This window comes from Promicromonospora sp. NPDC090134 (genome assembly GCF_044746965.1).
In the GTDB taxonomy this organism is placed as follows: domain Bacteria; phylum Actinomycetota; class Actinomycetes; order Actinomycetales; family Cellulomonadaceae; genus Promicromonospora.
The window spans coordinates 49152-61539 of record NZ_JBIVCZ010000004.1; the positions used below are offsets into that span (position 1 = coordinate 49152).

Consider the following 12388-nt stretch of genomic DNA (forward strand, 5'->3'; position numbering starts at 1 on the left):
GAGAGGCAGGCCCATGGAACGCAGATCGACCCACCGCACGCTCGCCGCGATGCTCGGCGTGCTCGTGCTGCCGCTCACGGTGCTCCCGGCTGCGGCGCAAGCCTCGGCCCAGGCGGCCACCGACCCCACCCGGCCCCAGGAGCCCGGCGTCACCCTGCGGGTGTTCGACGTCCAGGTCCCGCTGGACGACTACTGCACGCTCAAGCCGGGCCAGACGCCGAACGTCGACAAGCTGATGCCGACGATCGACTGGACCACGGCGGCCGACTTCGGCCTCGCCGACCGGTTCGTCACCGAGGTGAGCGGCTACCTGAACGTGCCCGACGCCGGCACCTACGACTTCCGGGTCACCAGCGACGACGGCGCGCGGCTGCTCCTCGACGAGACGCTGGTGGTGGACCACCCCGGCAAGCACGGGGCGACGCCGAAGGACGGCTCGGCCGCCCTGGAGGCCGGCTACCACGCCCTGCGCATCGACCACTTCGACGGCGACTTCGACCAGCGCCTGAAGCTGGAGTGGCGCCCGCCGGGTGCCGCGGCATTCGTGCTGGTGCCCACCTCTGTGCTGAGCACCGACGCCGAGGTCACGCGCGTGACCTCGCCGGGCCGCAAGGTCTGCGAGGGCGTCGACGAGGCGCCGGGCGACGGCCTGCCCCTGACCGAGGTGCACCCCGACTACACGCTGACGAACCTGCGCCCGGACGGCTTCGAGCCGCAGGTCACCGGCATGGACTGGCTGCCCGACGGGCGCATGGCCATCGCCACGTGGGGCGGCGACCGCGAGACGGTGCTCGGCGAGGTGTACCTGGTCGAGAACGTGACGGGCGACGGCGGCGCCGACGACGTGACGTACACGAAGATCGCCGAGGAGCTCGAGGAGCCGATGGGCCTCAAGGTCGTCGACGGCCGCATCTACGTCTCCGAGAAGCACGGGCTGACCGAGCTCGTGGACACCGACGGCGACGAGGTCACCGACGAGTACCGCGAGGTCGCGACCTGGCCGTTCGGCGGCAACTACCACGAGTTCGCGTTCGGCCTGCTGTACGAGGACGGCTACTTCTACGTCTCCACGGGCATCGCAATGGTGCCCGGCGGGGCGACCCGCGACCCGCAGCTCGTCGAGAACCGCGGCTCGGTGCTGAAGATCGACGAGGACACGGGCGAGGTCGAGTACCTCGCGGGCGGCCTGCGCACCCCGAACGGCCTCGGCTTCGGGGCGGACGGCGGCATGTACGTCACCGACAACCAGGGCATGCACGTGCCGACGTCGAAGCTGGTGCGCGTCCAGGAGGGCGCGTTCTACAACCACTACACCAACCCGGACGGCCCCTACGACGACCAGCCGGTGACCGAGCCCGTGGTGTGGATGCCGCACGGCGAGATCTCCAACTCTCCGAGCAACCCCGTCATCCTCACCGAGGGCGTGTTCGCCGGGCAGATGGCCATCGGCGACGTGACCTACGGCGGCCTGCAGCGCGTCTACCTGGAGGACGTCGCCGGCCAGGAGCAGGGCGCGGTGTTCCGCATGACGCAGGGGCTGGAGTCCGGCGTCAGCCGGACGAGCGTGGGCCCGGACGGCTCGATCTACGTGGGCGGCATCGGCTGGTCGGGCAACTGGGGCCAGGCGGGCAAGCTCGGCTACGGCCTGCAGAAGCTCACCTTCGACGAGAGCCGGGCGTTCGACATGCTCGAGATGCGCGCCGTGGACGGCGGCTTCGAGATCGAGTACACGCAGCCGCTCTCGCAGGAGACCGCCGAAGACCTGGCCGGGAAGTACGAGGCGGCGCAGTGGCGGTACGTCTCCACGCCGCAGTACGGCGGGCCCAAGGTGGACGAGGAGGACCTGGACGTCACCTCGGCGACGCTGTCCGCGGACCGCAGGACGGTGACCCTGGCCATCGACGGGCTCAAGCCGGGCCGGGTCGTCAATGTGCACTCCCCGCGGCCGTTCGCGGCCGAGGGCGGCGAGGAGCTGTGGAGCACCGAGGCCTGGTACACGCTGAACCGCCTGCCCGACGGTTCGACGCCGCCGCCCGTCTACGAGGCCGAGGCCGCCGACATCTCCGGGGGCGCCGGCTGGAACACCAACCATGCCGGGTACTCGGGCGCCGGGTTCGTGGACCACAACTGGGAGCCCGGCGCGCGCACCGCCTTTGCGGTCGAGGCCGACGAGGCGGGCCCGCACGACCTGGCGCTGCGCTACGCGAACGGCCAGAATTCCGACCCCAGCCCCGTGCCGCGGTCGATGAGCCTGTACGTCAACGGCATCAAGCAGAAGCAGGTCTGGCTCGACAGCACCGTGAGCTGGTCCACGTGGGCCACGCAGACCGAGACGATCGAGCTCCGGGAGGGCGCGAACACCATCGCCTACGCGTACGACGGCGACGACGTGGGTCACGTCAACCTCGACAGCCTCACCGTCACCCCCACCGAACGCATCCCCCTGTTCGACGGCGGCGACCTCGACGCGTGGGAGAAGGTGGGCGGCGGGGCCGCGACGTGGCCCGTCGCGGACGGGACGATGGAGTCCTTCGGCGGCGACATCCGCACCAAGGAGACGTTCGGCGACTTCCGGATGCACGCCGAGTGGTACCAGCCCCAGCACGCCGACGACGTCACGGGTCAGGCCCGCGGCAACAGCGGCGTCTACATCCAGGAGCGCTACGAGGTCCAGGTCCTGGAGTCCTTCGGCATCGACCCGCCGGCCACGAACGACGCCGGCTCGATCTACCTGAAGAAGGCCCCGGACGTGAACGCCGCGACCGCGATGGGCACGTGGCAGACGTACGACCTCGTGTTCCGGGCCGCCCGGTTCGACGCCGCCGGGACCAAGACCGAGGACGCGCGGCTGTCGCTCTGGTGGAACGGGCAGCTCGTGCACGACGACGTGGCGATCGACGGCAAGACCGGCAACGGCCGGGCGGAGGGCCCGGCCCCCGGCCACATCCGCCTCCAGGACCACGGCGACCCCGGCCTGAACCCGCAGTTCCGCAACGTCTGGATCGAACGCCTGGCCGAGCAGGAGACCACCAGGCAGGGCCTGGCGTCGGGGGTCTCGGCGCAGCTCACCCCGTCGACGGTCCGGGCGGGCAGCGAGGTGGTGTCGGTGGTACAGGTGGCCGGCACCACGGGCCGCCCGGCGCCGACGGGGACCGTCCGGGTCACCGTCGGGGACACGTCGGTCAAGGCCACCCTCGGCCGCGGCCCCGCCCGGCTCCGGCTCCCCACGTCCGGGCTGGCGGCCGGAGTGCACCCGGTGTCCGTCGAGTACCTGGGCGACACCGTCTACCGGCGGAGCACGACGACGGTCTACCTGACCGTCCGCTGACCTGGTCCCTCGACGGAGAGGTTCATCTGATGGAACGCACTGCCCGCAACACGATCCGCACACGTACCCGTACCCGCACCCGCACCACCAAGCCGTGGCTCGCCGCCGCGGTGGTCGCCACCCTGGCCCTGCCGGTCCTGGCGCCGTCCGCGACGGCCGGAACCACCGCCTGCGCCTACGGCTACACCAGCCAGGCCACCGCCTGGTTCGGCGCCGACGCCGACTCCGGCGTGCCCAACCGCGAGACCCGTGCCGGCTGCACCGTCATGGACGAGATCATGGCCGACGCGCCGTTCGCGACGCACGGCAGGTTCGTCCGCACGGTCTCCGCCGTGACCAGCGACCTCGTGCGCGAGCGGGTCCTGACCGCCGGCGAGCGCCGGGACGTCGTCCAGGCCGCCACCGTCTCGGAGGTCGGCAGACCGCACCCGGTCACGGGCAGCCGGTCCGTCGACCTGTCCGCGATCGGCCTGGTGGGCTACACGGTCCGGGCGACCATGCCCACCGACGCCGAGGGGACGCTCGCGGCGCTCGCCGAGTGCGGCTTCCGGAACATCGAGCCCTCGGGCAGCGCCGGCAACTTCTACGGCTACTCCGCCGCGGGGCTGGCGCCGCTCACGGACGCCGCGGGGCTGGAGGTGCCGTCGCTCGGCGTGAGCCTGTCGAACCTGCAGAACGACGTGGACCTGGTGGTCGCCGAGGCGCACGCGATCGGGGCGAGGTACGTGCGCATCTCGGGCTCCGGCTCGTGGACCCTCGCGGACTACTCCCGGACCGCCGCGATCCTCAACGAGGCGGGTGAGCGGCTGAGCGCCGAGGGCATCCGGGTCGCCTACCACAACCACGGGTTCGAGTTCGAGACCGAGGAGGACGGGGTCACGGGCTACGACGTGCTGGTCCGTGAGACCGACCCGGCGTTCGTCACCATGGAGCTCGACGTGTACTGGGCCGCCAGCACGGACACCGCCGCCACCGACCTGTTCGCGCGCTACCCGGGCCGGTTCGAGCTGCTGCACCTCAAGGACATCGCCGAGGACGGCTCCTTCGCCGACGTCGGCGCGGGCACCATCGACTTCGCCGAGATCTTCGCCGCCGCGCCGCTCGCCGGGGTCCGGTACGGCTTCACGGAGCACGACCAGCCGTCCCCGGACGGCGTGACCTCCGCGTGCACCAGCCTCGGCTACCTCGCCGAGCTGCGCTACTGAGCCGCACCCGCCCTCCCCCCGGAGGCCACCCCGCACCATCCGACCCAGCACGAGGGAGTGTTGATGTCCGCACCGCACCGCCGGGCACACCGCCGGGCACTGGCCGCGACGACCGGTCTGGTCGTCGCGCTCGGTGCCCTGGTCCCCGCCACCACCGCCGCCACCGCCCACGACGTCCCGCCCGGCTCCGAGCACGCCGGCTCCGACCACGCCGAGGCCACCGCGTTCGACAAGGTCCCCCTGGTCACCGAGGGGCTCGCCGACCCGTTCGAGCTCGACGTGGCCGACGACGGCCGCGTCGTCTACATCCAGCGCACCGGCCAGGTGGTGGTGCTGGACCAGGAGACGCTGCGCCAGACCACGGCCCTGGACCTGGACTACTCGCTCGACCTGCTCACGCAGTCCGACGGCCTCCTGGGCCTGACCCTGGACCCCGACTTCACCGAGAACGGGTGGCTGTACCTGCTCTGGAGCGACCCCGACGTGGCGAAGATGAACCTCTCGCGGTTCACCATGGGGCCGGACGACGTGATCGACCCGGCGTCGGAGGAACGCCTGCTCGACTACACCATCTGGCGGGGCGAGGGCCGCGCCAACTCGCACATGGCCGGCTCGCTCGCGATGGGCCCTGACGGCGACCTCTACGTGGCCACCGGCGACAACTCCGACCCCTTCGACCAACAGGGCTACACCCCGATCGACGAGCGTCCCGGCCGCCGCGGCTGGGACGCGCAGGGGACGTCCGCCAACACGAACGACCTGCGCGGCAAGGTCCTGCGGATCACCCCGGAGGACGACGGCACCTACTCGGTCCCGGACGGCAACCTGTTCGCGCCGGGCACCGAGGGCACTCGTCCGGAGATCTACGGGATGGGCTTCCGCAACCCGTTCCGCATCACCGTGGACCCCGGGACCGGCGCGGTGCTCATCGGCGACTACGGGCCCGACGCCCGCGTGGCCGACCCGCTGCGCGGACCCGACGGCCAGGTCGAGTTCATCCGGATGACCGAGCCGGGCAACCACGGCTGGCCGTACTGCCACGCCGACAACCAGGCGTACATCGACTACGACTTCGCCACCGGGGCCTCGGGCGAGCCGTTCGACTGCGCCAACCCGGTCAACGACTCGCCCAACAACACGGGCCTGCGCGAGCTCCCGCCGTCGCAGGAGCCGCTCGTCTGGTACGGCTACGGACCGTCCGAGGAGTTCCCCGAGCTCGGCTCCGGCGGGGCGGCCCCGATGGGCGGCCCGGTCTACCGCTACGACCCGGACCTCGACGTCAAGACGAAGTTCCCCGAGAGCTTTGACGGGCACTGGTTCGTCTCCGAGTACGCCCGCAACTACTACAAGGTGCTCTCGCTCGACGAGGCCACCGGCGAGCTCGCCTCGATCGACCCGTTCCTGGAGGGCGAGACGTTCGTCGCCCCGTTCGAGGCCGAGTTCGGCCCCGACGGCTCGCTCTACATCATCGACTTCGGCCGGGGGTCGGGCGCCGGCCGCGGTAGCAGCAACACCGACGCCGGCATCTACCGCATCGACTACGCGGCCGACGGCCGGCGGCCGATCTCGCGGTTCACCGCCGACGTCGACTCCGGCCACGAACCGCTCACCGTCGCCTTCGACGGCGCCACCAGCGAGAGCCCCGACGGGCTCGGCATCACCTACGCGTGGGACTTCGAGAACGACGGCGTCGTCGACTCCACCGAGGCCGACCCGACGCACACCTACACCGACCGGGGCCAGTTCAGCGCCCGCCTGACGGTCACGGACAGCGAGGGGTTCGCCGGTGTCTCCGTGCAGAAGATCACGGTCGGCAACACGCGGCCGGACGTCTCCTTCGGGGCGCCGTACCACGGCGGCTTCGCCGAGCTCGGCGACACCGTCCCGTACTCCGTCGACGTGGCCGACGCCGAGGACGGCTCCACCGCGGCGGGCACCATCGACTGCGAGCAGGTCACGGTGAACACCCAGCTCGGTCACGACACCCACGCGCACCCGCTGGACAACTACACCGGGTGCTCCGGGTCGGTGTTCCTCGACCCCGCCGACCACGGTGTGGGGCAGAACGTCTACCCCGTGCTCGGGGCGGGCTACGAGGACCTCGGGGCCGACGGCGTCCCCGCGCTGGCCGGCCAGGACACCAACCGCCTGCAGGTGCGCGACAAGGAGGCCGAGTTCTACGTCGACAGCTCCGGCGTCACCGTGGCGGACGGCGCGGACGCCCGCGGCGGCCGGCTGGTGACCGACGTGGACCACGGCGACTGGATCGCGTTCGGCCCGGTCGACCTGCGCGGCATCGACGCCCTGACGGTCGGCGCCGTCCGCGGCGCCGCCGACGCGACCGTCGAGGTGCGGGCCGGCAGCCCGACCGGGCGCAAGCTCGGGCAGGTCCCGGTCGCCGCGGCGACCGGCGCCGGCCAGGTCGTCTCGCCCACGATCGACCTCCAGGAGGAGGGCGGCGCCACCACGCTGTACCTCGTCGCGAAGAGCAAGCGCCAGCCGGCCGGGGGCGCCGACCTCGGCCTCGACTGGCTCGTCTTCCACGGGCGCGGCGTCGCCGACGCCACGGCCCCGGTCGTGACGGCCGAGGCCGGCCGGGAGGGCGGACGTGCGGGCCTCTCGGTGGACCTGTCCGGCTCGGCCGTGGCACCCGAGGGGCGCGAGATCGCCTCCTACGAGTGGGACCTGGGCGACGGGACCACCGCGGACGGGCAGAGCGTCACGCACGTCTACGAGAACCCGGGCCGGTACACGGCGCGGCTGATCGCGACCGACAGCGAGGGCACCCGGGACTGGACGACGGTCGAGCTGACGGTCCGACGCTGAGCCTGCTCCGGACGGACGCCGGCCCGGACCTCCTCGCGGTGGTCCGGGCCGGCGTCCTGTCCCTGCTTCTCTCTGATCTGCTCCTGATGTGCTCCGGCTCGGCTACTCCGCGAGGATCTCCCGGCTCAGCTCGTCCATCTCCGCGAAGACGTCGTCCTCGCGCTGCCCGGTGAAGTAGCCCTCCATCAGCGGGCTGATCGCCGAGCCCATCTTCTGGCCGCCGGCGAACACCGGCGTCTCGAAGAGCGTCCCGTCCACGAACTGCTGGGTGTAGGGCGTCACGTCGATCCCCTGGTCGAGCAGGGCGGCCTGCGTCTTCTCCATCGACGCGTCGATCGACGGGAAGAAGGTGCCGTCGGCACCCGCGATGTCCTGGCACTCGGGCGAGTTCATGTAGGCGACCCACTTGAACGCCGCCTCCGGGTGCTTGCTGCCCGCCCAGACGGAGTCCGCGTTCGAGTTGGAGAGCCCGGCGCGCTGCCCGTCCTCGCCCTGCACCGAGGGCGCGATCCCGACGTCGACGCCGTCGAGCGCGAAGAACGTCGTCGCGTACCAGGACCCGCCGGAGACCATCGCGACGCTGCCCGTGCCGAGCTGCTCGGCCGGGCCGAGCGTGAACTGCCCCTCGACCGGCGACAGGCCGCGTTCCCCCAGGCCGCGCAGGTACTTCGCGGTCTGCACGAACCGCTCGTCCTCGTACCGGAACGTGGTGGGAAAGGAGTCCTTGTCGCCCAGCTCCCAGCCGGTGGTCGACGCGAAGTTGGCCCAGGTGTCCTGCCCGTTGATCCCGTTGGACCCGAGGCTGTTGATCCCGTAGGTCGCCACGTTCTCCTTGTCGAAGCCCGGCTCGTCGCCGCGTACCCCGTTCTCGTCGACCGTGAGGCGGGCGACCACCTTCTCGAAGGTGCCGCCGTCGTCGGGGTTCCAGGTCATGTTCTGCACGTCGTCCTCGGTGAGGCCCGCGTCGGCGAGCTTCGCCTTGTCGTAGAAGAAGCCGACCGTCGCCCAGTCCTTCGGCAGGCCGTAGGTGGCGCCGTCGCTGTACGTCCAGGTGTCGACGCCGACGCCGAGCTGCCCGACGTCGTACCCCGACTCCTCGATCAGGTCGTCCAGCGGGAGGAGCTGGCCCTGGTCGACGAACTCGGGGTAGTTGGAGGTGTGGTTCATGAACGTGTCCGGGGCGTTGCCGGCCACGAAGCCCGCGGTGAGCTTGGTCCAGTAGTCGTCCCAGGCGTACTGCTGGACCTTGACCTCGATGCCGGGGTTGGCCTGCTCGAACGGCTCGACGCACTTGCCCCAGGACACGGCCTGCTTGTCGTCCCAGGTCCACCACTGGATGGTGCCGGTGGCGGCGTCGCCGTCCCCCGCCCCTCCCGCGCCGCACGCCGAGAGGGCGAGCAGGGTCGCCGCGCCCCCGAGCGCGAGAAGGGTGCGTGCCGGCGTGCTGCTGCGGTGCGACCGCGACCCGCGGGTGGCGCGGGTCCGGTGTCGATCGACGGTGATCATGGTCCAGACCGTAGGGTCGGCCGCGTTGCTCCGGAATGGGGAGTTCTGCGGAGGGGCCTGGACGATTCGACGGCCACCTGTGGACACCACCGCCCGAGCACGGCTAACGTTCCGGCCATGACGTCGCACCTGATCTCCCTCGACTGGTGGCCCGCCGACTAGGCGGGCCCGCGACGCATCCACACACGTCCACGACCGCCTCGCCCGAGGCGGTCGTTTCGTGTTTCCGCGAGACACCCGGTCCCGGGCGGGCACCCCGAACCGAGAGGTCTCGCATGCCCCACACCGCTCGCCCCGCCGGCCGGCACCCGCTCCTCGACCGGGTCCTGGCCTCCGACGGGTCGCTCCCCTTCGCGCTCCTGCGCCGCCACGGCGGCACCGAGGTCGAGGTGCTGACCGGCGACGTCGTCGACGCCGACCTCCTACGCGACATCCCGCTCGACGGCGCGCCCGTGCTCGCGATCGTCCCCTACCGCCAGGCCCGCGAGCGCGGCTTCACCGTGCAGGACGACGGCGTCCCGCTGCGCTGCCTGGTCGTGCGCGCGTCGGAGCGCGTCGCCCTGTCCGACGCCGTCGCCGCGCTGCCGCCCGAGCCCGTGGCCGCCGAGCCGCTCGGCTTCGACATCCCCGACGACGAGTACGCGGGCATCGTGCGCCGCGTGATCGACGACGAGATCGGACACGGCGCGGGCGCCAACTTCGTGGTGATGCGCAGCTTCGAGGCCCGCACCGACGCCGGCCCCGTGCCGACGCTCGCCTCGTGGTTCCGCGCCCTGCTCACGCACGAGGTCGGCTCGTACTGGACGTTCGCGATCCACGCCCCGGCGCCCGCGGGCGCGCCCGCCGCCGGCCCGGCCGCGGAGGCCGTGTCCCTGGCGGGCGCCACCCCGGAGCGGCACCTGACCCTGCACGACGGCGTGGCCAGCATGAACCCGATCAGCGGCACCTACCGCCACCCGGCGTCGGGCCCCACCCGCGAGGGCGTCCTGGACTTCCTGGCCGACACCAAGGAGAACGAGGAGCTCTTCATGGTGGTCGACGAGGAGATGAAGATGATGAGCGCGCTCTGCCCGGACGGCGGGCGCATCGTGGGCCCGTACCTCAAGCAGATGGCGCGGCTCAGCCACACCGAGTACCTGCTGGAGGGCCGCACCACGGCGGACCCGCGCGACGCGCTGCGGCTCACGATGTTCGCGCCCACCGTGACCGGGTCGCCCATGGAGAACGCCTGCACCGTCATCGCCCGGCACGAGACGCGGCCGCGTGGCTACTACTCGGGGTTCCTCGCCCTCTTCGAGCCGGACGGCGCCGGCGACGTCGAGCTCGAACCCGGGGCCGGGGGCTACTCCCTTGACGCCCCCATCCTCATCCGCACGGCCTATCTGCACGACGGCGGCCGCGTGTCCGTCCCCGCTGGTGCCACCCTCGTGCGGCACTCCGTCCCCGAGCACGAGGTGGCCGAGACCCGCGCCAAGGCGGCGGGGGTGCTCGCCTCACTCGGCCTGGTGCCGCGGGGCGCGGGGCCCGACGCCGTCGTCGACCTGAACGCGCAGCCCGGCGTCGCCGAGGCGCTGACGGCGCGCAACGGCCAGCTCGCCGAGTTCTGGGTCCGGCCGCAGGACGCGGCACCCGTTTCCGTTCCCGAGACCTCGCCGCTCGCCGGCCAGGACGTCCTGGTGATCGACCACGAGGACCAGTTCACGACGATGCTCGCCCACCAGCTCAGCCACCTCGGCATGACCGCCCGCGTGGTCCGGTGGGACGCCGTCACGGACGTGCTCGCGGACGACCTGGTGGTGTTCGGCCCGGGCCCGGGCGACCCGCGCGACCAGGAGGATCCGCGCGTCGCCGCCCTCACGCACCGGATCCTGGAGCGCGTCACGGCGGGCCGCCCGCTGCTCGCCGTCTGCCTGAGCCACCAGGTGCTCGCAGGCCTGGCCGGCTTCCCGCTGCGCGCTCTGCCCGCGCCGCGGCAGGGCGTGCGGCTGGACGCCGACGTGTTCGGCACCACGGCCGCCGTCGGCTACTACAACACCTTCGGCGCGCACCTGACCAAGGTCTCCGCCGCGGCCGCCGACAACCCCGTGGCACGGCTCGCGCTGGAGCCGTCCGCCGACGCGGACGGCGTGCTGACGGCGCTGCGCGGGCCGGGTGTGGCCTCGGTGCAGGGGCACCTGGAGTCGGTGCTGTCGGCCGACGGCATCGCCGTGCTCGACGCCCTCACGCGCCACGCCCTGGGAGTTCCGGCCCGGACGGTCTCCGGCGGGCCGGCGCGGTAGCCGGTCACGCGGGCGGCGGCGTCCCCAGCCTCGTCAGGGTGGTCACGGCCAGCTCGGCGAGCGCCGCCGCCTGCTCGCCGAGCACGGAGTCGTCGAACCGGACCTTCGCGGAGTGGTTGGACGGCGCGGCGTCCGCGGGGACGTCGTCGGGCCGCGCGCCGAGCTGGATGAAGCAGCCGGGCACCCGCTGCAGCACGTAGGAGAAGTCCTCCGCGCCCATGATCGGCTCGGGCCGCTCGACGACCCGTGCGGGCCCGTACAGACCGGCCAGGACGGTGCTGGCGTGGTCCCACATGCCGGCGTCGTTGACCGTCACGGGGTACTCCGGTTCGAGGACGACGTCGGCGGTGCAGCCGTGGGCGGCGGCGATGCCCTGGACCAGCCGCGGGAGCTCGGCCGTGAGCTGGGCCAGCGACGCGTCCGAGAGCGTGCGCACCGAGGCGGTGAGCTCCGCCGTGTCGGGGATGACGTTGGAGGCAGTGCCCGCGTGGAGCTGGCCCACGGTGATCACCACGGGGTCGAACACGCTGACGCGCCGGGTCACGTAGGACTGCAGCGCCAGCACGATCTCGGCGGCGACCGGCACGGGGTCCACGGACATCCAGGGCGACGAGCCGTGGCCGCCCCTGCCGTGCACGGTGATGTCCAGGATGTTGACGCCGGCCCAGGCGGGGCCGGGCCGGGAGACGAACAGCCCCTTGTCGTACAGGCCGGTGACGTGGATCCCGAACGCGGCGTCCACGGGGGTGCCGGCGGCGTCCAGGACGCCCTCGGTGATCATCGGGAGCGCGCCGCCGGGACCCTCCTCGCCGGGCTGGAACATGAACACGACGTTGCCCGCGAGCTGGTCCTTCCGGGCGCTGAGCAGGCGGGCCGCGCCGACCAGCCCGGCGACGTGCAGGTCGTGCCCGCACGCGTGCATGGCTCCGTTGGTCGAGGCGAACGGCTCGCCCGAGTCCTCGACCACGGGCAGGGCGTCCATGTCGCCGCGCAGCAGCACCGTGGGCCCCTGCCCTGCCGGCTGGAGGTCCCCGCGCAGGACGGCGACGACGGAGCTGAGCCCCGTACCCGTGGTGACCTCCAGCGGCAGGCCGTCCAGGGCGTCGAGCACGGCCGCCTGCGTGCGCGGCAGGCGCAGGCCGACCTCGGGGTGCTGGTGGATGCGTCGTCGCAGGGCGACCAGGTCGGGCTGGATCAGTGCTGCGTCGTCGAGGAGGGCCACGGTGCCAGAGCCTACGTCGCGT

The 12388-nt window shown here is 72.6% G+C and carries 6 protein-coding genes; 4 read left to right on the forward strand and 2 right to left on the reverse strand.

The annotated features are described in order from the left end of the window. The first annotated feature begins 13 nt into the window (after positions 1 to 13). From ACIPN7_RS12585 to ACIPN7_RS12595, 3 genes are all read left to right on the forward strand, one after another. Positions 14 to 3328 (forward strand): family 16 glycoside hydrolase, encoded by a 3315-nt coding sequence (locus ACIPN7_RS12585; RefSeq protein ID WP_400542116.1) that lies wholly within the window; start codon positions 14 to 16, stop codon positions 3326 to 3328. Positions 3329 to 3357: 29 nt separating this feature from the next. Continuing rightward, complete coding sequence (locus ACIPN7_RS12590; protein ID WP_400542119.1) at positions 3358 to 4533, forward strand: sugar phosphate isomerase/epimerase family protein; 1176 nt, start codon at positions 3358 to 3360, stop codon at positions 4531 to 4533. A gap of 63 nt (positions 4534 to 4596) precedes the next feature. Then, positions 4597 to 7359 carry a PKD domain-containing protein gene (locus ACIPN7_RS12595; RefSeq protein ID WP_400542122.1) on the forward strand — a complete coding sequence of 921 codons (2763 nt, stop codon included), beginning with the start codon at positions 4597 to 4599 and terminating at the stop codon, positions 7357 to 7359. Positions 7360 to 7461: 102 nt separating this feature from the next. On the opposite strand, the gene ACIPN7_RS12600 is transcribed toward ACIPN7_RS12595, so the two are convergent. After that, positions 7462 to 8865, reverse strand: a complete 1404-nt coding sequence (locus ACIPN7_RS12600; protein WP_400542125.1) for an ABC transporter substrate-binding protein — start codon at positions 8863 to 8865, stop codon at positions 7462 to 7464. Positions 8866 to 9140: 275 nt separating this feature from the next. On the opposite strand from ACIPN7_RS12600, the gene ACIPN7_RS12605 reads away from it, so the two are divergent. After that, entirely contained in the window at positions 9141 to 11144 is a 2004-nt protein-coding gene (locus ACIPN7_RS12605) for an anthranilate synthase family protein (RefSeq protein ID WP_400542128.1), read from the forward strand. Between the two features lie 4 nt (positions 11145 to 11148). On the opposite strand, the gene ACIPN7_RS12610 is transcribed toward ACIPN7_RS12605, so the two are convergent. After that, positions 11149 to 12366: a M20 family metallopeptidase gene (locus ACIPN7_RS12610; protein WP_400542131.1), complete on the reverse strand. Its 1218-nt coding sequence runs from the start codon at positions 12364 to 12366 to the stop codon at positions 11149 to 11151. Positions 12367 to 12388: the final 22 nt, after the last annotated feature.